The following is a 19,861-nucleotide window of genomic DNA, read 5'->3' as shown; positions in this document are numbered from 1 at the left end:
CAGCCAGATCGCCCGGCTTGGGTGTTTCACGTGAAACGCGAGGGTGTTTCACGTGAAACAAGGGCCGCCGTCCCCCACGGGTACGGCGGCCCTCGGCGTATTGCCAGACTCGTACGGCAGGATGTGCGGCATGGCCAGTGCAGAATCGACGCAAGCGAGCGTCCACGAGCGGGAGCAGGTGCGGCCGACCAAGGAGGACGAGGTCGCCGCGGCCGGCAGCGAGCTGATCGGCGGTCCGCTCGGGCGGTTTGCCCTGCTCGGGTCGTCCTGGTGGACTCCCGTGCGGGTGATCGCGTTGGTCGCGATCGGCATGTTCGCCCTCGGCCTGGTCCAGAAGGCGCCCTGCTACAACGGCGCCTGGTTCTTCGGCGCCAGCTCCCAGTACACGCACGCGTGCTACTCGGACATCCCCCACCTCTACCAGGGGCGGGGCTTCGCCGATGGGCTCGTGCCGTACTTCGACCGGCTTCCCGGCGACATGCAGTACCTGGAGTACCCGGTGCTCACCGGTGTCTTCATGGAGGTCGCTTCCTGGCTCACCCCCGGCAGCGGCACCATCCAGCACCAGGAGCAGTGGTACTGGATGGTCAACGCCGGAATGCTCATGGTGTGTGCGGCGGTCATCGTCGTCTGCGTGGCCCGCACCCACGCCCGGCGCCCCTGGGACGGTCTGCTGGTCGCCCTGGCGCCTGCCGCCGCGCTGACGGCGACCATCAACTGGGACCTGCTCGCCGTGGCTCTGACGGCGGCGGCGATGCTGATGTGGTCACGTGGCCGTTCCCTCGCGTTCGGTGTTCTGCTCGGGCTCGCCACTGCCGCCAAGCTCTACCCCTTCCTGCTTCTCGGGCCGCTGATGGTGCTGTGCTGGCGCGCGGGCCGGTGGCGCGAGTTCGGGAAGGCTCTGGGCGGCGCGAGCGTCGCCTGGGTCGTCGTGAACGGGCCGGTGATGCTCTTCGCCTTCGAGGGCTGGTCGAAGTTCTACACCTTCAGCCAGGAGCGGGGCGTCGACTTCGGCTCCTTCTGGCTGATCATGGCCCAGAACTCGGACGATCCGCTCAGCATCGACACCGTCAACACCTCGGCCACGCTGCTGATGCTGGTGTGCTGTGCGGCTGTCGCGGCGCTCGCACTGACCGCACCGCGCCGCCCACGCTTCGCCCAGCTGGCCTTTCTGATCGTCGCGGCGTTCATCCTCACCAACAAGGTCTACTCCCCGCAGTACGTCCTGTGGCTGGTGCCGCTGGCCGCTCTCGCGCGGCCGAAGTGGCGGGACTTCCTGATCTGGCAGGCCTGCGAGGTGGCGTACTTCCTGGGGATCTGGCTGTACCTCGCGTACACGACCAGCGGAGACGCTCACAAGGGGCTGCCGACGGACGGCTACCACTGGGCCATCGGCCTTCATCTGCTCGGGACGCTGTACCTGTGCGTGATGGTCGTGCGCGACATCTTCATGCCGGACCGGGACCCGGTACGGCGCTCCGGCGACGACGACCCCTCGGGCGGAGTGCTCGACGGCGCCGAGGACGTGTTCGTCCTCGGCCCGGCGGCTCGTCCTCGACGGCAGGCCGATGCCCAGTTCGACCGGCCGCCGGTCGAGTGGGGCAGGCCCGGCCCTACAGGCGGTTCGCTCTGAGCGAACGGCGCGAGTAGTCGCAGCCGGGAACGCGAGTAGCCGCAGCCGGAAACGCGAGAAGGCCGTACACGGGACACCGTGTACGGCCTTCCTGCTGCGCTGCGAGGAGCGCGACGGTCAGCGGTCCATGATCCGGTCGAACTGCGTGGTGGTGTGCCGCAGATGGGCCACCAGCTCATCGCCGACCTTCGGCTCGGGCGCGTCCGCCGGCACGAACAGGATCGAGACCTGCATGTGCGGCGGCTCCGCGAACCAGCGCTGCTTGCCGCCCCAGACGAACGGAGAAAGGTTCCGGTTCACCGTCGCGAGACCGGCGCGGGCGACGCCCTTGGCCCGCGGCATGACGCCGTGCAGAGCCTTGGGAGCCTCCAGACCCACCCCGTGCGACGTACCGCCCGCCACGACGACCAGGAAGCCGTCCGAGGCCGCCTTCTGCTGCCGGTAGCCGAAACGGTCGCCCTTGGCGACCCGCGTGACGTCCAGGACCGCGCCGCGGTACTCGGTGGCGTCATGGTCCCCCAGCCACAACCGCGTGCCGATACGCGCCCGGAAGCGGGTCTGCGGGAACTGCTGCTGGAGCCGGGCGAGTTCCTCGGCCTTGAGGTGGCTGACGAACATGGTGTGCAGGGGCAGCCGGGCGGCACGCAGCCGGTCCATCCAGCCGATGACCTCCTCGACGGCGTCCGAGCCGTCGGTGCGGTCCAGCGGCAGATGGATGGCGAAGCCCTCCAGGCGGACGTTCTCGATGGCGGCGTGCAGCTGTGCCAGGTCCTGCTCGCTGATGCCGTGCCGCTTCATCGAGGACATCACCTCGATCACCACGCGGGCGCCGACCAGGCCGTACACACCGTCTATCGACGACACCGAGCGGATGACCCGGTCCGGCAGCGGCACCGGCTCCTCGCCCCGCCGGTAGGGCGTCAGCACCAGCAGGTCCCCACCGAACCAGTCCTTGATCCGGGCGGCCTCGTAGGTGGTGCCGACGGCGAGGACGTCCGAGCCCAGCCGCGTGGCCTCCTCCGCGAGCCGCTCGTGCCCGAAGCCGTAGCCGTTGCCCTTGCAGACCGGCACGAGGCCCGGGAACTGCTCCTGCACGTGCTTGTGGTGCGCACGCCAGCGCGCGGTGTCGACGTAGAGCGTGAGCGCCATGGCCGGACCTGGAACCTTTCTCGCGGTGCCGTGTAGCGGCGATTGCCGTGTATCAGAGGTATAGAAGCACTGACCGGAACATCAGCGGCGTGACATGTAGATATCGAGCGCCTTGTGGAGCAGTTTGTTCAGCGGGAAGTCCCACTCGCCGAGGTACTCGGCCGCCTGGCCGCCGGTACCCACCTTGAACTGGATCAGGCCGAAGAGGTGGTCGGTCTCGTCCAGCGAGTCGGAGATGCCGCGCAGGTCATAGACGGTGGCGCCGAGCGCGTAGGCGTCGCGCAGCATCCGCCACTGCATCGCGTTCGAGGGGCGGACCTCACGGCCGATGTTGTCGGAGGCGCCGTAGGAGTACCAGACATGCCCACCGACGATGAGCATTGTCGCGGCCGACAGGTTCACGCCGTTGTGCCGGGCGAAGTACAGCCGCATGCGGTTGGGGTCCTCGGTGTTGAGGGCCGTCCACATGCGCTGGAAGTACGACAGCGGACGCGGCCGGAAGTGGTCGCGCACGGCCGTGATCTCGTACAGCCGCTGCCACTCCTCGAGGTCCTGGTAGCCGCCCTGGACGACCTCGACCCCGGCCTTCTCGGCTTTCTTGATGTTGCGGCGCCACAGCTGGTTGAAGTTCTTGTGGACCTCTTCCAGGGAGCGGTTCGCCAGCGGCACCTGGTACACGTAGCGCGGCTGGACGTCTCCGAAGCCGGCGCCGCCGTCCTCGCCCTGCTGCCAGCCCATGCGGCGCAGCTTGTCGGCGACCTCGAAGGCGCGCGGCTCGATGTGATCGGCCTCGATGTCACGCAGCCGCTTCACGTCAGGGTTCTGGATGCCCGCCTTGATGGAGGGGGCCTCCCAGCGCCGGATGATCACCGGCGGGCCCATCTTCACGGAGAAGGCGCCCTGCTGCTTCAGGTGCGCCAGCATCGGCTCGATCCAGTCCTGCAGATTCGGCGCGAACCAGTTGATGACCGGGCCCTCGGGCAGGTAGGCGAGGTAGCGCTTGATCTTGGGGAGCTGCCGGTAGAGGACCAGACCGGCACCGACCATCTCGCCCGTGCGGTCGTCGAACCAGCCGAGGTTCTCGGAGCGCCACTCCGCCTTGACATCAGCCCAGGCCGGGACCTGCATGTGGCTCGCCGACGGCAGGCTCTGGATGTAGGCCAGATGCTGCTCGCGACTGATGGTCCTCAGGGTCAGGCTCATTTCGGGGCGCTCCTCGGGCTGGTGTGTCCCCATGGGTACAGGGGCTCCGGCTCTCGCGCGAAGCCTACTGCGCCGTGGAAGCGCGCCGGTTGGGCGTACGGAACCTTCGCCCCGGCCCGAGGCCGGCCGGGGCGTGACCCGGTGTTCGGTTGAGGGGGTGTCCCGGCGTCAGCCGATGAGGCCGCCGTGCGCCATGCCCAGGAAGAACCCGACGCCCGATGCGCCCAGACCGAGGATCAGGCCGAAGCGTTCCCGGGTCGTCTCCGAGATCCACTGGCCGTACGCGCCCGTGAGGATGCCCACGAGACCGGCCCAGGAGCTGAGCAGATGCAGGTCCTCGTCGATGATCGCCGAGAGGAACGAGGTGAGGCCCAGCACCAGGGTCACCGCGAGCAGCGCGTCCTGGAGGGGATGGGGCTTGCCGTCCGTGGCGAAGAGGCCGCCGGCGGTGTTGGGTCGCAATGCCTGTGCCATAGGGCACCTCCTGCGAGAGTCGGCGCACCGTAGCGCCATACACACCCGATGGGTACAGATTGGCTGCCCTGGCGGCCGGATTTCAACCGCAAGCCGCTGTGCGGGTAGTCTGTACCGTCCGCACCGGTGTCTGTCCACGTCACGGCAGGGGCTTCTCGCCAGAAACCCCGACTGTCAGTGGTGGCCGATACCGTTGCTACGCATCACAACCCTCCTGCCACGGAACGACCGTGGCCGCTGAGTCCAAAGGAGGTGGGTTCCACATGCGTCACTACGAGGTGATGGTCATCCTCGACCCCGAGGTCGAGGAGCGCGCTGTCTCTCCGCTGATCGAGAACTTCCTCTCTGTCGTCCGTGACGGCGGCGGAAAGGTCGAGAAGGTCGACACCTGGGGCCGTCGTCGTCTCGCGTACGAGATCAAGAAGAAGCCCGAGGGCATCTACTCGGTCATCGACCTGCAGGCCGAGCCTGCGGTCGTCAAGGAGCTCGACCGCCAGATGAACCTGAACGAGTCGGTCCTCCGGACCAAGGTCCTCCGTCCCGAGACCCACTGAGCTTCCCAGCTCAGCTGATCCCGGGATTCGAGTAGCAAGCAGCCAGAGCAAACCCGCCGAGAGGTTCCCCCATGGCAGGCGAGACCGTCATCACGGTTGTCGGCAATCTTGTCGACGACCCCGAGCTGCGCTTCACCCCCTCCGGTGCGGCGGTCGCGAAGTTCCGTGTCGCGTCCACTCCCCGCACCTTCGACCGCCAGACGAACGAGTGGAAGGACGGCGAAAGCCTGTTCCTGACCTGCTCGGTCTGGCGTCAGGCGGCGGAGAACGTCGCCGAGTCGCTCCAGCGAGGCATGCGCGTCATCGTGCAGGGCCGGCTGAAGCAGCGGTCCTACGAGGACCGTGAGGGTGTCAAGCGCACGGTCTACGAGCTGGACGTCGAGGAAGTCGGCGCCAGCCTGCGCAACGCCACGGCCAAGGTCACCAAGACCACCGGCCGCGGTGGACAGGGTGGCCAGGGTGGCTACGGCGGCGGTGGCGGCGCCCAGGGTGGCGGCGGCTGGGGCGGCGGCCCCGGTGGCGGCCAGCAGGGCGGCGGCGCTCCCGCCGACGACCCGTGGGCGACCGGCGCTCCCGCCGGTGGCAACCAGGGCGGTGGCGGTGGCGGCGGCTGGGGTGGAAACTCCGGCGGCGGCAGCGGCGGCGGCTACTCGGACGAGCCCCCCTTCTAGGGGCGGGTTCGCACTCACACTTCTTGATCACACAGGAGAAACACCATGGCTAAGCCGCCTGTGCGCAAGCCGAAGAAGAAGGTCTGCGCATTCTGCAAGGACAAGGTCACGTACGTGGACTACAAGGACACGAACATGCTGCGGAAGTTCATTTCCGACCGCGGCAAGATCCGTGCCCGCCGCGTGACCGGCAACTGCACGCAGCACCAGCGTGACGTCGCCACGGCTGTGAAGAACAGCCGTGAGATGGCGCTGCTGCCCTACACCTCCACCGCGCGATAAGGGAAGGGTGACCGACTCATGAAGATCATCCTCACCCACGAGGTCTCCGGCCTCGGTGCCGCGGGCGACGTCGTCGACGTCAAGGACGGTTACGCTCGCAACTACCTGATCCCGCGGAAGTTCGCCATCCGCTGGACCAAGGGTGGCGAGAAGGACGTCGAGCAGATCCGTCGTGCTCGCAAGATCCACGAGATCCAGACCATCGAGCAGGCCAACGCTGTGAAGGCCCAGCTCGAGGGTGTCAAGGTCCGTCTGGCCGTGCGTTCCGGCGAGGCCGGTCGTCTCTTCGGTTCCGTCACGCCGGCCGACGTCGCTTCCGCGATCAAGGCCTCCGGTGGTCCCGAGGTCGACAAGCGTCGCATCGAGCTCGGCTCGCCGATCAAGACGCTGGGCGCTCACGAGACGTCCGTGCGTCTGCACCCCGAGGTTGCCGCCAAGGTCAACATCGAGGTCGTCGCTGCCTGAGTGCCGCGTGTGCTGAAGCAGTAAGCGAAGGGGCCGCACCCTCGGGGTGCGGCCCCTTTCGTGTCTGTGGGGCGCGCATGGATGCTGAGAGGCGTCCTTGTTTCACGTGAAACGGTGCCCGCTGACGTTTCACCTGGAACGGTGCCTGCTGACGGGTCACTTGGAACGGTGCCTACTGACGTTTCACGTGAAACAGTCAGCGCGTCGCGCCCGTGACGATCCAGCGCCCCGAACGTGCGCGGAGCCACAGCGTCAGCATCCGCACGGTCATCATCAGCGTCATCGTCGCCCAGAGGGCGGTGAGTCCACCGCCCAGCATGGGGACCAGCAGGGCCACCGGCGTGAACACCGCCAGGGTGAGCAGCATGGCCCAGGCGAGGTACGGGCCGTCGCCCGCACCCATCAGGACTCCGTCCAGTACGAAGACGATGCCGGAGATCGGCTGGGAGAGGGCGACGATGATCAGGGCGGGCAGCGCCACGTCCTTGACCCCGGGGTCACTGGTGAACAGGGGCAGGAAGGTCGGCCGGGCGATGACCACCAGGATGCCGAGGACGACCCCGACGGCGATGCCCCACTCCACCATCCGACGGCACGCGTCCCTCGCGCCCTGGGTGTCACCGGCTCCGAGATAGCGGCCGATGATGGCCTGCCCCGCGATGGCGATGGCGTCGAGGGCGAAGGCCAGTAGGTTCCACAGAGAGAGGATGATCTGGTGGGCGGCGATGTCGGCGTCCCCGAGGCGGGCGGCGACAGCCGTGGCGATCATCAGGATCGCCCGCAGGGAGAGGGTGCGGACGAGGAGAGGCGCACCGGCTTGTGCGGACGCCTTGATACCGGCGGCATCCGGGCGCAGCGAGGCGCCGTGCTTGCGTGCTCCTCGCAGAACGACCGCGAGGTAGACCGCGGCCATGCCGCACTGGGCGATGACGGTGCCCCATGCGGAACCGGCGATCCCGAGATCGGCGCCGTAGACGAGCCCGGCGTTGAGGGCGCCGTTGGCGACGAAGCCGGCGATGGCGACATAGAGCGGGGTCTTTGTGTCTTGCAGGCCGCGCAGGACGCCGGTCGCCGCGAGGACGACGAGCATGGCCGGTATGCCGAGCACGGAGATGCGCAGATACGTGGTCGCGTAGGGGGTCGCCGCGTCCGAGGCGCCGAAGAGGTCCACGAGGTGGGGTGCTGTCGGCAGGGCGACGGCGACGACGACGGCGCCGAGGAACAGGGCCAGCCAGATGCCGTCCATGCCTTGCCGGATGGCGGCTTGCAGGTCGCCCGCTCCGACACGGCGGGCGACGGCCGCCGTTGTGGCGTAGGCGAGGAAGACGAAGATGCTCACGGCGGTCATCAGCAGGGCCGAGGCGATGCCGAGACCGGCCAGTTGGGCCGTGCCCAGATGGCCGACGATGGCGGTGTCGGTCATGAGGAAGAGGGGCTCGGCGACGAGGGCGCCGAAGGCCGGAAGGGCCAGTGCGACGATCTCGCGGTCGTGCTGTCTCCGGCCGGTTCGGCGGCGCACGGGGGCCTGTGTCATGTGCACCAATCTAATCGTCCACAGGTAAGAGATGCAAAGCTTTTGTGACCCTTACTTTCCGTCCTGGAGTGCGCACTGCTGTGCACTGTTCGAGGCGATCTTGGGCCGGTTGGGGAAGTTTTTGTTCTGCACAGCCCGTGGATGGTGAAGTAGCAGGTCAGAGTGGTTCTTCTCACGAAGGGCGTCGCTTGTTCACAGGCCTGTCCACCGGATCGTGCACAGGTTTCGCGGAGTTCTCCACAGCATCTGGGCCGTCGTCCACATGGGCTGTGGATAACCAGATTGGCTGACGGTGCCGTGGGGCCTACGGTAGTCCGGCGCCCGCTCCGTCCGCCGGTTTTCAAAACGCCACAAAACCGGCGCGTGCCAACCGGAGTTGGGCCTCCTAATTGTCAGTGCCGTGCCGTAGAACAGAGAGGCACGGCTAGGTCTGCTTCGGCGGACGGGAGGAGGTGGCTCGGTGAGCATTTCCGAGCCCTTGGACGACCCGTGGGCCGACAGCGGGCCCAGTGATCGTCTGCCCGCCTCCCGCCGGCGGGGTGATGGACCCCGGGGCCGCGACGAACAGCACGAGCGCGGCAGGGACAACGGGGAGTGGGACGGTGGATCCGCCCCGTCGTTCGAGCGGGTCCCCCCGCAGGACATCGACGCCGAGCAGTCGGTCCTCGGCGGCATGCTCCTGTCCAAGGACGCCATCGCCGACGTCGTCGAGATCCTCAAGGGTCACGACTTCTACAAGCCCGCCCACGAGACGATCTTCCAGGCCGTCCTCGACGTCTACGCCAAGGGTGAGCCGGCCGACCCCATCACGATCGCGGCCGAGCTCACCAAGCGCGGCGAGATCAACAAGGTCGGCGGCGCCTCGTATCTGCACACGCTCGTCCAGACGGTGCCCACGGCGGCCAACGCGGCGTACTACGCGGAGATCGTCCACGAGCGGGCCGTCCTGCGCCGGCTGGTCGAGGCCGGAACCCGCATCACGCAGATGGGATACGCGGCCGACGACGATGTCGACGAGATCGTCAACCGTGCCCAGGCGGAGGTCTACGCGGTCACCGAGCAGCGCACCAGCGAGGACTATCTGCCGCTCGGCGACATCATGGAGGGCGCGCTCGACGAGATCGAGGCCATCGGCTCGCGCAGCGGCGAGATGACCGGTGTGCCGACGGGGTTCACCGACTTCGACTCGCTCACCAACGGTCTGCACCCTGGGCAGATGATCGTCATCGCGGCCCGTCCCGCGATGGGTAAGTCGACGCTGGCCCTGGACTTCGCCCGGGCCGCGTCGATCAAGCACAACCTGCCGAGCGTCATCTTCTCCCTGGAGATGGGGCGCAACGAGATCGCGATGCGTCTGCTGTCCGCGGAGGCGCGTGTCGCCCTTCACCACATGCGTTCCGGCACCATGACGGACGAGGACTGGACGCGTCTGGCACGCCGGATGCCCGAGGTGTCGTCCGCCCCGCTGTACATCGACGACTCCCCGAACCTGTCGATGATGGAGATCCGTGCGAAGTGCCGCCGGCTGAAGCAGCGCAACGACATCAGGCTCGTGATCATCGACTATCTCCAGCTGATGCAGGCCGGGGGCTCCAAGCGCTCCGAGAGCCGTCAGCAGGAGGTCTCGGACATGTCCCGTAACCTCAAGCTCCTGGCCAAGGAGCTGGAGGTTCCGGTGATCGCGCTCTCCCAGCTCAACCGTGGCCCCGAGCAGCGCACGGACAAGAAGCCGATGGTGTCCGACCTGCGTGAGTCGGGCTCCATCGAGCAGGACGCCGACATGGTGATCCTGCTGCACCGCGAGGACGCGTACGAGAAGGAGTCGCCTCGCGCGGGTGAGGCGGACATCATCGTCGGCAAGCACCGAAACGGTCCTACAGCGACGATCACCGTCGCCTTCCAGGGCCACTACTCGCGTTTCGTGGACATGGCGCAGACCTGAACCGTCCCTGTAGGGTCTCAAATCCAGCTTCATAATCTCAGCGCCCGCTGCATATGGATGGCATTTGTGCAGCCATCATGAGACTCGCAGCTCGGATCGTTCACTCTTATTGATGGACTGGTATTCCCGCTGTATCACGGGGATCCGGCTGACTCCGGTCTCGACGAAGGCGGTGGATGTCAGTGCGGTGCTGTTCCAGTCGTTTCGGCCGCGGCTGGCGGGGCGGGACTGGCCGCGGCACGCGGTCTGGCCCGAGCATGGCATCCACCGCACCGTCCTGGTCGATGTCGAAGGCGCCACCGGGCCGGGGCTGGCCTCGCCGCGTTTGGTTCCCGAGACGCTGGTCGTCGACCACGGCAAGGTCTATGTCTCGGAGCACCTGACCAGTGTCTGCCGACGGATGGGCATCTCCATCCAGCCGGCCCGGCTGCGGACGGGCCGCGATAAGGGGCCGGTCGAGCGCTACTTCCGGACTTCGCGGGAGGTGCTGCCCGGCTATAAGGGCCCCGACATCCACTCGCGGGGTGAGAGCCCGGAGGACGACGTGTTCTTCTTCCTCGACGAGCTTGAGGCGATCATCCGGGAGTGGACCGCGGCGGTCTATCACTGCCGGCCGCATTCCAGTCTGGTCGATCCCGGTCTGCCGGGTCTGCGGATGTCCCCAGCGAAGATGTTCGAGCACGGCATGGCGCACGCTGGTCTGGGAGCACGCGCCATCGGCCGAGATGCCGCTGAGCGAGGACGCGTTGACGTTCGCCCGACAGCTGGCGGCCTCGAAGTATCGCTTTCCTGACGGCCGGCTTGCCGTCGCTGATTTGTTGGAGCGGTGGAATCTCGGGCTGGGCACCACAATCGCCGAGCGGCGCATGGCCCTGCGGCTCTCGCGCGAGCAGGCCGCCATCGAGCTTCCGGAGAGTGAGGCGGAGGCGGTCGTCTCGCTTCCGTCCGTACGCAAGGCCGGGGACCGCACCCGGGGTAATTCACTCGTTGGGGGATTCCGTTGCCAGCGGGATACCGCACCGCCAGCAGTCGTTCGCGTGGTCGTCCTGGCAGACGTAGCCGATGGCACCATCCACGCACCATTCGGCGGCCTTCTCGGAAAGCAGGTCGGGCCCGGCAAGGAGCAGCCGACGAAATTCCGTGGTCTCCGCAATGTCGGCCGGCCGGTTGGTGAACCACTCGTTGAACCAAGGCTTGTCCTGGTATATGCCCCAGTGCGCATTCTCCCGGTCGTCGACAGCCGTAAGGAACCGATCGACGATGCGCCCCCAACTCGGTGCTCCGAACCAGCCGTTGTCGGACGCACAGAAGGATTCGATCAGGGTTCGCAGGCCGAACTCCTTCTCGTGAAGGCAGTACCTTCGCCCCCATGAGATCGCGACCTGCGCCATCTCCGCGAGTTCTTCTCGCGGATCAACCTCGTGCGCCGGGTCGTCAGGGTTGTGGCAGGCCAGCCCGAGCTCGAGTACGGACTGCCCTGTCGGTAGAACCCGGGACGGGTTGACGATCGCGAGACCGAGACCGATCCAGTCGACATGGTCGAACGACAGCATCGAGCGCACGAGTCGGGTGGTTGCCGTGTTGATCCGCATCATCGTGCCGTCGTGCAGCGGACTCTTCCCGGCATGCCAGTTCTCGACGGGTGTGTTGCGCCACACGGCGAGCGTGATGCGGGTGGCAGCGAGCCACAGCAGGGCGTCGTCGTCGAGGTGCCCGAACCGCTTGGCGCACTCCCGGGCACCGTAGGTGATCAACTCTTCCGGTTTCGGCCACCTGTGGCTGTCGGGCCCTTCAGGCGCGTACTCATAGTCATCGGCGTACTCGTCAAGGATCGCACTCAACTCGGTTGCGCTGTAAGCCTCGCTGTACTCGGAGCCGTCCGGCCCCTCGACGGTGTACATGTCGTGGTCCCAGGAGACGTACACGTCGCCCCAGAGCACGACGTCATCGAACTCGCTGGCGTTGTCCGTCACAACCGGCCTGATGGTGATCGGGGCAGTACGCCCGTCGGTTCGCTCGCCGTCCTTCTCGGCGGCCCATGCGGTGATGACCCCGAGCGGCTTCGGAAGGAGAGGACCGACCTCGATGATGCTGAACGGCTCGTCGTCGTCATCGGTGTCGAACCGGCTGTTGACGAACGTGACCGCCTCGGAGGGCGTGCTGACGATGGACTGGCTACCACTCTCGTTGTCAACCACTCGCCACAACGGGCTGTTCTTCACGGTGCTCTCCGATCGCGGTCAGTGCACCCGGGGTGGGTGCGATGCGCCGGGTCGCTCGGCACTGACACCAACTTATGGGCTGATCAACCCATCCGTAGTCGAGAAGGTACTTGTCGGCGATGACGTTCGGTACGTTCGCGTGCAACCTGCTTTTCGCGCCCGCGGCGACACAGCACAGTCCAACAGCGGAAGAGGCGAAGATGGCGCTGAACCAGAAGGGTTCCCGGCGTATAGCCGTTGACGGAATCGAGTACCGCTGGCAGATCCGCAGGAAGCCCTCCTACATGCAGGGACTCTGCTGGACACTGATGACCTACGCGGTCGAAGCGGCCAGCGACAGCCAGCCGGGCACGACCTTGATCGTCACCAGCGGCCAGGCCCCTCCCAGCAACTGGGTAGGCGTCGAGACGGAGCCCATTCGCCCAGCACACGTTGCTGTCGGCATTCGAGCGGCACGGGATCAGGGCTGGGATCCCACCCGGGTCGGTTCTCCTTTCCAGCTCGATCGATCCGCAGGATTCATCGCCCAGTCATGAGGCGAAGCGGAGCAGCGCGGTGCGCCTGGCCCGTCATCATGGCCTGGTGACCACCTGGATGCGCTGCTACTGGGACGAGGAAGACACCTGGTTCTACTTCGAGGTCGACGCCGAAGGCTGGGTGATCCGGCAGGTCGAACTCGAAGGGCCTGAGCTGACCCCGATCGCAGCTGCCTCCCTCGCCGAGTGGCAGCGGGCCCGCGACGCAGGCCGCCTCGACGAGTACGACAACAGGTTCGGGATCACAGCCGAACAGCCCGTCTCCGAGTGGGAAGGCCACGATCCGAAGCAGCTGACCTCCGACGGGTTCGAGGAGGTCTGGAACTCCGCCCGTCGGCAGATCGCAGCCCGGCCGTCATGAGATCGGACGGGCGGAGGGGGAACTACAAAGACTGTTGATCGTTGACAGTGCCGGCGACTGCTGGTCCGCAGTTCGCCGGAAGCCCGCCCACCACCAAAGCGATCGCGTGCTCAGCGGTGTCCGCCTCACCGATCACTCTTCCTCGTGAAGGGCCGCAGACTCGATAGCGTCCGTCGCTCAGCGGATCGATGAACGGCACGTCCCATGAGTACGGGAACCCAGTGCAGGTTGTGAAATGAAGCGACCAGTGGCTGGTGAACGGAAGCAGCTGGCGCAGCTGTGGTTCGGCATGCGCAAGCTCGGCAACCTTCAGCGTCCGATGGGCGAGCTCCCGGCGGTCCGAATCTCGGCGCAGGCCTTCAAGGAGCAAGCGCCACTTCACCGCGACCGCCTCGGCCGGACCCTTTTCATGGGCTTCGGCCAGCTCGGTGACCTTGACGAATGGGCTCACCTCGCAGATCTCTTTGAGCCTCAGGCCGTTCCGCCATGCCTCCAGGGCCCGTGCCATCTCGCCCAAGTCCTGAGTCGCGCCCGAGACCGACTGCACCCCCATGGACCAACCGCTGAAGATGAACCACCGCTCCACAGACCCCAGGCTGATCCAGCACGCCTCACGGTCAGCCACCGTGCTCTCGACGCCTGCCGTCCGGAGCGGGTTCGAATCATCCACAAGAACCCTGCCTAGGGAGAGACCGAGCTCAGCAGCCACGGCTTCCAGTGCTCCGGCGAAGCTGCCGGCGGACGCCAGGTCTGGATACAAGGAAGCGTCGGCCGGGAGTGGCTCGTGCCGGGCAGGGGGTGTCGCGTTCGAGGTCACCGAGGCAGTCTTCCTCGTGCTGAGGAATCTGCCACGTCCGTGAGATTGATCAAGCTCGTCACGCTGTGAGACTCAAAGAGAAGCTGCAGGTCAACGCGATGCTCTATGACACGAACCGCGGGATCTTACACCCGCCCGCATCGGCCCTGCCCCCGAATGTGCTCGACGAGGGGATGCCGGGCCAGGTGGACTGGGGGCATGACGACATCTCAGGGAGAACTGCTTCCCGGCACGCGTCGCGCTCTGCTGCACCGCATCGCGGTCGCGCAGGCCGAAGGACGGGCCCCGTCTCTCGTCGCGGCCGTCGTACGGGACGGGACGACGGTGTGGACGGGTGCGCGGACCTCGGTGGACGGGCACGCGCCGGACGAGGACGTGCAGTACCGGATCGGTTCGATCACCAAGACCTTCACGGCTGTTCTCGTGCTGAGGCTGCGCGACGAGGGTGCACTGGATCTCGAGGACCCGATCGAGAAGCACCTGCCGGGCACTGGCCTGGGGGAGGTGACGGTCGCCGAGCTCCTCGCGCACACCGGCGGGCTTGCGGCCGAGACGCCGGGGCCGTGGTGGGAGCGCAGTCCCGGGGCTCTGCGGCCCGAACTCGCCGACGTGCTGGGCGAGCGGCCTGCGCTGACTGCACCGGGCCGCCGGTTCTTTACTCGAACCCGGGATACGCCGTGCTCGGCGCGCTCATCGAGAAGCTCCGCGGGGCTCCCTGGGAGGACGTCCTACGGCGGGAAGTGCTCGAACCTCTGGGGCTGCATCGCACGAGCGCCCGGCCGGAGGCTCCCCATGCGGGCGGCTGGGCCGTCCATCCCTGGGCCGATGTGATGCTTCCCGAGCCTACCGAGGACCTGGGGCGGATGGCAGCGGCCGGTCAACTCTGGTCGACGACGGGTGACTTGGCGCGCTTCGCGGTGTTCCTGGTCAACGGAGACGAGCGGGTGCTGAGTGCCGAGACGCTGCGTGAGATGAGGACACCGTCCGCACCTCACGAGGCGGCGGACGTGGCGAGCGGTTACGCATACTGCCTGGGCATGGAGATCCGGCGACGGAACGGGCGGTCCCTCGTCGGACACACCGGTTCGCTGCCCGGGTTCCTCGCGTGCCTCATGATCAGCGTCGAGGACGACGTCGCGGCGATCGCTCTGGCCAACTGCACGTCCGGCCCGCTGCTGTTCGCCGTCGCCGCCGACCTGGTCCGTATCGTCGCCGAGGCGGAGCCGCGTATCCCGGCGCCGTGGAAGCCGCTGGGCGAGGCCGACCGGTCGCTGCTGGAGCTGACGGGGCAGTGGTACTGGGGGACGCACGCGTTCGTGCTGCGGCTGACGTCCGACGGGCTGGTCTCACTCGGACCGTTGACGGGCGCCGGCCGTCGCTCGCGGTTCCGCCCGAACGGTGACGGCACATGGGCGGGGCTGGAGGGCTACTACTCGGGCGAGCTTCTGCGGGCCGCCCGGCGGCCGGACGGGTCGGTGAGCCATCTGGACCTCGGCTCGTTCGTGTTCACGCGTGAGCCGTACGGCGAGGACGCTTCCGTGCCGGGTGGTGTCGATCCCGAGGGGTGGCGCGGCATCGGCTAGGCAGAGTGCGAGGCTCGGGCGCCCTGTTTCACGTGAAACAGGGCGCCCGAGCAGCCCGGTCAGAGCTGGAGTTTGAAGCCTGTGTGGGAGGCCGTGAATCCGAGCCGCTCGTAGAAGCGGTGGGCGTCGGTGCGGGTCTTGTCGGAGGTCAGCTGGACCAACTGGCATCCCTGGCGCCGGGATTCGTCGATCGCCCACTCGATGAGCTCGGATCCCAGGCCGCTGCCGCGTTCGTCCGCGTGGATGCGCACTCCCTCGATGATGGACCTGGTCGCGCCGCGTCGGGAGAGCCCCGGAATGATCGTGAGCTGGAGGGTGCCGACGACCTGGCCCTCCCTGACCGCCACCATCAGGCGCTGGTTCGGGTCGGAGCTGAGCCGCTCGAGAGCGGACAGGTAGGGGGCGAGGTCGTCCGGCGACTCGCGCTGTGCGCCCAGTGGGTCGTCCGCGAGCATGCCGACGATCGCCGGGACGTCGTCGGCGACGGCGGCGCGTATTTCAAGATCTCCCATGGCCGCACCCTACGCACATGGCGGCACCCGACGCGGAGACGGCCGCCCGGGGAGAAGAGATCACCCGCGGCCGCGTTCCAGGAGGGCACCGGCGCCTTGTTCCAGGCGGGCACCGCAGCCTTGCTCTAGGCAGGCACCGGCGCCTTCAGTGTCTCCACGACGCGGACCAGCGGGGCCAGCTCGGGGTTCTTCGCCGCGTCGTCGAGGGCCTCGCGCAGGGCGGCGTCATTGGTCGGGCGGGCCGCTTCCAGCAGCTCAAGGCCTGCCGCGGTGACGTTGGTGTAGATGCCCCGGCGGTCGGTGGGGCACAGGTAGCGCTCCAGGAGACCGCGGTCTTCCAGGCGGGTGACCAGGCGGGTGGTGGCGCTCTGGCTGAGGACGACCGCGTCGGCGACCTGCTTCATCTGCAGATGCCCGCCGTCCCCGTCGTGCTGCCTGCTGAGCACGTCCAGCAGGGAGTACTCGCGCGCGCTGAGGTCGTGTCCGGCCTGCAGGGCCCGTTCGATGTGGGCCTCGATCCTCCCGTGGAGCAGGGAGAGGGCGCACCAGCTCTGGGCGAGAGCGGTGAGCGCGGGGTCCGTCGCTGTCATGGGCGTTTCCTCCGTCCCGGAGCGGCTGTCACCCAGGATAGAGCACAACCGCGATTGAGGGCGTTTGCCTATAACCCGCGTGTGCAACTATTGTGGACGCACGCAAAGCGCTCCTGCAATCTTCTGGGAAGGTAACCCCTCCATGCCTCTCGCGCTTCTGGCCCTCGCGATCGGGGCCTTCGGGATCGGAACGACGGAATTCGTGATCATGGGCTTGCTGCCCGAGGTCGCGGGCGACTACGGGATCTCCATCCCCACGGCCGGATACCTGGTGACCGGCTACGCGCTCGGCGTCATGTTCGGCGCCCCGCTGATGACCGTCCTCGGTACCAAGATTTCCCGCAAGCGGATGCTGATGCTGCTGATGGGCCTGTTCATCGTCGGCAATCTGCTCTCGGCGTTCGCCCCCGCCTTCTCCGTCATGCTGATCGGGCGGATCGTCGCCTCGCTGGCCCACGGCGCCTTCTTCGGTATCGGCTCGGTCGTCGCGGCCGACCTTGTCGCTCCGGACAAGAGGGCCGGAGCCATCGCGATGATGTTCACTGGCCTGACCGTCGCCAACGTGGTCGGCGTTCCGCTGGGCACGCTGGTCGGGCAGTCCCTCGGCTGGCGGGTGACGTTCGGCCTCGTCGCCGCCCTCGGCGTCATCGGCCTGGCCGGCATCGCCCGGCTCGTCCCCGACATGCCCAAGCCGGAGGGCGTGCACCTGCGGCACGAGCTGGCCGCGTTCAAGAACGTGCAGGTCCTGCTCGCGATGGCCATGACCGTCCTCGGCTTCGGCGGCGTCTTCGCGGCCATCACCTACATCGCGCCGATGATGACCCACGTCGCAGGCTTCGCGGACGGTTCCGTCACCTGGCTGCTGGTCCTCTTCGGCCTCGGCATGGTCGGTGGCAACCTCGTGGGCGGCAAGTTCGCCGACCGCGCTCTGATGCCCATGCTGTACGTCTCGCTGGGCGCCCTGGCCGTCGTCCTGGCGCTGTTCACCCTCACCGCCCACGACAAGGTCCTGTCGGCGATCACCGTCGCGCTGATCGGAGCCCTGGGCTTCGCCACTGTGCCGCCGCTCCAGAAGCGGGTCCTGGACCAGGCGCACGGCGCCCCGACGCTGGCCTCCGCAGTGAACATCGGCGCCTTCAACCTCGGCAACGCGCTGTCCGCATGGCTCGGCGGCCTCGTGATCGCGGCCGGCCTCGGCTACACCGCCCCGAACTGGGTCGGTGCCGCCCTGGCGGCCGGGGCGCTGATCCTGGCGCTCCTCTCGGCCGCACTGGAGCGCCGTGCCGGTGGCTCCGGCACCGTCGTCACGGGAGCCGCACCGGCCGGGCAGCGCGCCGCTGCCCACCACTGAGCAACCGGATCGCCCCGACGTACCTCACGATCCGGCACCACCAGCACGTTTCAGGAGAACCTCTCATGAGCACCATCACCGCTGTCGCCCCGCTGACCACGCAGGACGCCGACGCCCTCGTCGCCGCCGCCCACCGCGCCGCACAGGCCGCAGACGTCACCGTCAGCGTCACCGTCCTGGACGCGGGCGGCCATCTGCTCGCCTTCCGGCGGGACGACCGCGCCGTACTGATCTCCGGTGAGACCAGCACCCGCAAGGCCTACACTGCCCTCCAGCTGAACGCGCCCACCGCCGACCTGGTCGACGCGGTACAGCCCGGCGGTCTCTTCCACACGCTGCCGACCGCGCTCGACCGCCCCCTGCTGTTCATCGCGGGCGGGGTGCCGGTGCACCGCGACGGCCGCCTGATCGGCGCGATCGGCGTCGGCGGTGGTGCCCCGGAGCAGGACCACGGCTTCGCCACGGCCGCCGTGGAGGCCCTCGCCTGACCGGTCCCGTAGCGCGAGGCCCTCAGTGCGGCGACGCCGGTTCCCCGAGCCCCGGGGAGCCGGCGTCGCCGTGTCCAGATCGTCAGCCCGCCGCGACGGTGACCGGCGCGAACCGCCGGGTCCAGTCTCCGGGCAGCTCGGTGATTCCGTACGCCATCACCGCGTTGAAGGCCACGGACTCCAGGCCGCGTTCCTTCACCCATGCGAGGAGCTCTTCGTGGCGCACGTCGATGTCGGTGCGCAGGGGACGGTCGGTGTGGGTGGCGAGGGAGGCGATGAGCGCCTGCGCCACCGACGTGTCGCGCGCGATGAGCGGACCGACGACGTGGGTGTCCATGTTGGGCCAGGCGGCCGCGTATCCGATGATCCGCCCGTCCTCCTCGGCGACCCGCAACTGATCGGCGAAGGCGGGGAGTCGGGTGACGATGTGCGTGCGGTCGGTCCCGAACACCTGCTCGTCGAGGCGGAGGATCGCGGTGAGGTCCTCCGCGGTGGCGGCCCGGGTGGCGACCTTCGGCTCCGGTCCGCCAGGTGTGAAACGCCCGATGACCATCTCGGCCCGGCCGGTGACCTTGAACCCCAGTTCCTCGTACAGGGGGCGGCCGTTCGGCGTCGCGTGCAGGGTGATGGGCGTGGTGCCCATGGTGGAGACGACATGACGCATCAGGCGGCGCCCCGCCCCCTGTCGTGCGTGCCGTCCGGCGACCAGGACCATGCCGATCGCGGCCAGGGAGGGGTTCTGGGGGCCGTACTCGGTGACGACGCAGGCGCTCACGAGGCCGCCGTCGGGGTCGTCGATGCCATAGCCCGTCCCGGCCGTGAGGAGGAAGCCCCACTTGTGCTCCTCCCGTGGCCACCCCCGGTCCTCGGACAAGTCGGCGCAGGCGGTTTGATCGCGGAGCGTCAGACGGCGGATGGGCAATGAGGCAAGGGAAGGAGTCGACACGCAGGTCAGGCTGTCTGACATCGGCCCCTGGCGTCCACCTCTTTCGGAGGAGTCATACGAGCTTTTGGCCAGTTGTCGCCGCCCGCACACGGTGTGGACCACCGCTGCGTGTTTCACGTGAAACACGTAAGAACACCGAGTGTCCGAACGAGGTGTTGAACAGGCTGTTCTTGTCCAATAGTTGACGGACTCGATGATGCGCCGCGTGCCCGTATTCGTGACGAGGGGGGACTTGTGTGCGCGGCGGTGGCCGGTAGGGTCGACTCCGGTTCGCATCCGGGATGGTACGACCCGTCCCGAGTGGGCTCGGTGCAGGGCAAAGCAGCCTAACGGGACGAAAAGATCGAGGACCCGTGTTTCCGGGTATGCGAGGGAAGCGTCCTGGCGAGTGGGATGCTCGATGAGAGTCGTTGCGGCCAATGTCACACTCTCGCCTTACTTGTCCGTACAGAGCCGGAATACGGGTTGAATGTGGCCGCATTGGCCGCGACGAGGAGAGGAACGCAGACCGTCCACGGGGGAAGCAGGCACCTTCCGACCTGGGAAGT

Annotated in this window: 19 protein-coding genes and 2 pseudogenes; 12 read left to right on the top strand and 9 right to left on the bottom strand. The window is 67.7% G+C overall.

The features are described 5' to 3' along the window. Positions 1 to 121 precede the first annotated feature (121 nt). The gene (locus ACFZDE_RS18580; RefSeq protein ID WP_391201362.1) at positions 122 to 1,633 is read left to right on the top strand and encodes a glycosyltransferase 87 family protein; all 1,512 of its coding nucleotides are present in this window, start codon (positions 122 to 124) and stop codon (positions 1,631 to 1,633) included. A 117-nt stretch (positions 1,634 to 1,750) separates the two neighbouring features. On the opposite strand, the gene ACFZDE_RS18575 is transcribed toward ACFZDE_RS18580, so the two are convergent. The 3 genes from ACFZDE_RS18575 to ACFZDE_RS18565 form a co-directional block, all read right to left on the bottom strand. Continuing rightward, the gene (locus tag ACFZDE_RS18575; RefSeq protein ID WP_030847092.1) at positions 1,751 to 2,782 is read right to left on the bottom strand and encodes an alanine racemase; all 1,032 of its coding nucleotides are present in this window, start codon (positions 2,780 to 2,782) and stop codon (positions 1,751 to 1,753) included. Positions 2,783 to 2,863: 81 nt separating this feature from the next. Further along, positions 2,864 to 3,985, bottom strand: a complete 1,122-nt coding sequence (femX, locus tag ACFZDE_RS18570) for a peptidoglycan bridge formation glycyltransferase FemX (protein ID WP_142161973.1) — start codon at positions 3,983 to 3,985, stop codon at positions 2,864 to 2,866. A gap of 168 nt (positions 3,986 to 4,153) precedes the next feature. Beyond that, a complete protein-coding gene (locus ACFZDE_RS18565; RefSeq protein ID WP_184909768.1) occupies positions 4,154 to 4,459 on the bottom strand; it encodes a hypothetical protein in 306 nt (101 codons plus the stop codon). A gap of 263 nt (positions 4,460 to 4,722) precedes the next feature. Here ACFZDE_RS18565 and rpsF point away from each other — a divergent pair, with 263 nt between their 5' ends. From rpsF to rplI, 4 genes are all read left to right on the top strand, one after another. Beyond that, entirely contained in the window at positions 4,723 to 5,013 is a 291-nt protein-coding gene (rpsF, locus tag ACFZDE_RS18560; protein ID WP_030847098.1) for a 30S ribosomal protein S6, read from the top strand. A 71-nt stretch (positions 5,014 to 5,084) separates the two neighbouring features. Then, positions 5,085 to 5,684: a single-stranded DNA-binding protein gene (locus ACFZDE_RS18555; protein WP_390998464.1), complete on the top strand. Its 600-nt coding sequence runs from the start codon at positions 5,085 to 5,087 to the stop codon at positions 5,682 to 5,684. A 45-nt stretch (positions 5,685 to 5,729) separates the two neighbouring features. Beyond that, positions 5,730 to 5,966, top strand: a complete 237-nt coding sequence (rpsR, locus tag ACFZDE_RS18550) for a 30S ribosomal protein S18 (RefSeq protein ID WP_003949403.1) — start codon at positions 5,730 to 5,732, stop codon at positions 5,964 to 5,966. Between the two features lie 18 nt (positions 5,967 to 5,984). Next, positions 5,985 to 6,431, top strand: a complete 447-nt coding sequence (rplI, locus tag ACFZDE_RS18545) for a 50S ribosomal protein L9 (RefSeq protein ID WP_190900757.1) — start codon at positions 5,985 to 5,987, stop codon at positions 6,429 to 6,431. A 196-nt stretch (positions 6,432 to 6,627) separates the two neighbouring features. Here the strand turns inward: rplI and ACFZDE_RS18540 are convergent, their stop codons facing one another. Further along, on the bottom strand, positions 6,628 to 7,965 hold the full coding sequence (locus ACFZDE_RS18540) for an MATE family efflux transporter (protein WP_391200788.1): 1,338 nt from the start codon (positions 7,963 to 7,965) through the stop codon (positions 6,628 to 6,630). 460 nt (positions 7,966 to 8,425) lie between these two features. On the opposite strand from ACFZDE_RS18540, the gene dnaB reads away from it, so the two are divergent. After that, positions 8,426 to 9,907 (top strand): replicative DNA helicase, encoded by a 1,482-nt coding sequence (dnaB, locus tag ACFZDE_RS18535; RefSeq protein WP_390998458.1) that lies wholly within the window; start codon positions 8,426 to 8,428, stop codon positions 9,905 to 9,907. A 112-nt stretch (positions 9,908 to 10,019) separates the two neighbouring features. Beyond that, a pseudogene (locus ACFZDE_RS18530) lies at positions 10,020 to 10,866 on the top strand (hypothetical protein); the annotation flags it as partial. A 21-nt stretch (positions 10,867 to 10,887) separates the two neighbouring features. Here the strand turns inward: ACFZDE_RS18530 and ACFZDE_RS18525 are convergent. Next, the gene (locus ACFZDE_RS18525; protein WP_391200786.1) at positions 10,888 to 12,129 is read right to left on the bottom strand and encodes a hypothetical protein; all 1,242 of its coding nucleotides are present in this window, start codon (positions 12,127 to 12,129) and stop codon (positions 10,888 to 10,890) included. A 119-nt stretch (positions 12,130 to 12,248) separates the two neighbouring features. Here ACFZDE_RS18525 and ACFZDE_RS18520 point away from each other — a divergent pair, with 119 nt between their 5' ends. After that, positions 12,249 to 12,665: a hypothetical protein gene (locus tag ACFZDE_RS18520; RefSeq protein ID WP_391200785.1), complete on the top strand. Its 417-nt coding sequence runs from the start codon at positions 12,249 to 12,251 to the stop codon at positions 12,663 to 12,665. A gap of 58 nt (positions 12,666 to 12,723) precedes the next feature. Further along, entirely contained in the window at positions 12,724 to 13,026 is a 303-nt protein-coding gene (locus ACFZDE_RS18515) for a hypothetical protein (protein WP_391201360.1), read from the top strand. 22 nt (positions 13,027 to 13,048) lie between these two features. Here ACFZDE_RS18515 and ACFZDE_RS18510 read toward each other — a convergent pair whose 3' ends face one another. Continuing rightward, on the bottom strand, positions 13,049 to 13,843 hold the full coding sequence (locus ACFZDE_RS18510; RefSeq protein ID WP_391200782.1) for a DUF6193 family natural product biosynthesis protein: 795 nt from the start codon (positions 13,841 to 13,843) through the stop codon (positions 13,049 to 13,051). 198 nt (positions 13,844 to 14,041) lie between these two features. On the opposite strand from ACFZDE_RS18510, the pseudogene ACFZDE_RS18505 reads away from it, so the two are divergent. Next, a pseudogene (locus tag ACFZDE_RS18505) lies at positions 14,042 to 15,426 on the top strand (serine hydrolase domain-containing protein). Positions 15,427 to 15,485: 59 nt separating this feature from the next. Here ACFZDE_RS18505 and ACFZDE_RS18500 read toward each other — a convergent pair. Both ACFZDE_RS18500 and ACFZDE_RS18495 read right to left on the bottom strand, forming a co-directional pair. Next, entirely contained in the window at positions 15,486 to 15,938 is a 453-nt protein-coding gene (locus ACFZDE_RS18500) for a GNAT family N-acetyltransferase (protein ID WP_391200780.1), read from the bottom strand. Between the two features lie 125 nt (positions 15,939 to 16,063). Beyond that, positions 16,064 to 16,528, bottom strand: a complete 465-nt coding sequence (locus ACFZDE_RS18495) for a MarR family winged helix-turn-helix transcriptional regulator (RefSeq protein ID WP_381427584.1) — start codon at positions 16,526 to 16,528, stop codon at positions 16,064 to 16,066. 142 nt (positions 16,529 to 16,670) lie between these two features. Between ACFZDE_RS18495 and ACFZDE_RS18490 the strand changes: the two genes are divergently transcribed. Both ACFZDE_RS18490 and ACFZDE_RS18485 read left to right on the top strand, forming a co-directional pair. Then, the gene (locus ACFZDE_RS18490; protein WP_391200778.1) at positions 16,671 to 17,879 is read left to right on the top strand and encodes an MFS transporter; all 1,209 of its coding nucleotides are present in this window, start codon (positions 16,671 to 16,673) and stop codon (positions 17,877 to 17,879) included. A gap of 65 nt (positions 17,880 to 17,944) precedes the next feature. Beyond that, on the top strand, positions 17,945 to 18,367 hold the full coding sequence (locus tag ACFZDE_RS18485; protein WP_391200776.1) for a heme-binding protein: 423 nt from the start codon (positions 17,945 to 17,947) through the stop codon (positions 18,365 to 18,367). Positions 18,368 to 18,449: 82 nt separating this feature from the next. Here ACFZDE_RS18485 and ACFZDE_RS18480 read toward each other — a convergent pair whose 3' ends face one another. Beyond that, positions 18,450 to 19,313, bottom strand: coding sequence for a GNAT family N-acetyltransferase (locus tag ACFZDE_RS18480; protein WP_391200774.1), 864 nt, complete (start codon positions 19,311 to 19,313; stop codon positions 18,450 to 18,452). Positions 19,314 to 19,861 lie beyond the last annotated feature (548 nt).

This window comes from Streptomyces sp. NPDC007929 (assembly GCF_042959065.1).
Lineage (GTDB): Bacteria > Actinomycetota > Actinomycetes > Streptomycetales > Streptomycetaceae > Streptomyces.
This window is presented reverse-complemented; position numbering and strand designations above follow the sequence as displayed.

Excerpts from the sequence above, each read along its gene's own strand:
- ACFZDE_RS18580 (WP_391201362.1), top strand. The coding sequence starts at position 122 with ATGTGCGGCATGGCCAGTGCAGAATCGACGCAAGCGAGCGTCCACGAG.
- ACFZDE_RS18575 (WP_030847092.1), bottom strand. The coding sequence starts at position 2,782 with ATGGCGCTCACGCTCTACGTCGACACCGCGCGCTGGCGTGCGCACCAC.
- femX (WP_142161973.1), bottom strand. The coding sequence starts at position 3,985 with ATGAGCCTGACCCTGAGGACCATCAGTCGCGAGCAGCATCTGGCCTAC.
- ACFZDE_RS18565 (WP_184909768.1), bottom strand. The coding sequence starts at position 4,459 with ATGGCACAGGCATTGCGACCCAACACCGCCGGCGGCCTCTTCGCCACG.
- rpsF (WP_030847098.1), top strand. The coding sequence starts at position 4,723 with ATGCGTCACTACGAGGTGATGGTCATCCTCGACCCCGAGGTCGAGGAG.
- ACFZDE_RS18555 (WP_390998464.1), top strand. The coding sequence starts at position 5,085 with ATGGCAGGCGAGACCGTCATCACGGTTGTCGGCAATCTTGTCGACGAC.
- rpsR (WP_003949403.1), top strand. The coding sequence starts at position 5,730 with ATGGCTAAGCCGCCTGTGCGCAAGCCGAAGAAGAAGGTCTGCGCATTC.
- rplI (WP_190900757.1), top strand. The coding sequence starts at position 5,985 with ATGAAGATCATCCTCACCCACGAGGTCTCCGGCCTCGGTGCCGCGGGC.
- ACFZDE_RS18540 (WP_391200788.1), bottom strand. The coding sequence starts at position 7,965 with ATGACACAGGCCCCCGTGCGCCGCCGAACCGGCCGGAGACAGCACGAC.
- ACFZDE_RS18520 (WP_391200785.1), top strand. The coding sequence starts at position 12,249 with ATGACGTTCGGTACGTTCGCGTGCAACCTGCTTTTCGCGCCCGCGGCG.
- ACFZDE_RS18515 (WP_391201360.1), top strand. The coding sequence starts at position 12,724 with ATGCGCTGCTACTGGGACGAGGAAGACACCTGGTTCTACTTCGAGGTC.
- ACFZDE_RS18500 (WP_391200780.1), bottom strand. The coding sequence starts at position 15,938 with ATGGGAGATCTTGAAATACGCGCCGCCGTCGCCGACGACGTCCCGGCG.
- ACFZDE_RS18495 (WP_381427584.1), bottom strand. The coding sequence starts at position 16,528 with ATGACAGCGACGGACCCCGCGCTCACCGCTCTCGCCCAGAGCTGGTGC.
- ACFZDE_RS18490 (WP_391200778.1), top strand. The coding sequence starts at position 16,671 with ATGCCTCTCGCGCTTCTGGCCCTCGCGATCGGGGCCTTCGGGATCGGA.
- ACFZDE_RS18485 (WP_391200776.1), top strand. The coding sequence starts at position 17,945 with ATGAGCACCATCACCGCTGTCGCCCCGCTGACCACGCAGGACGCCGAC.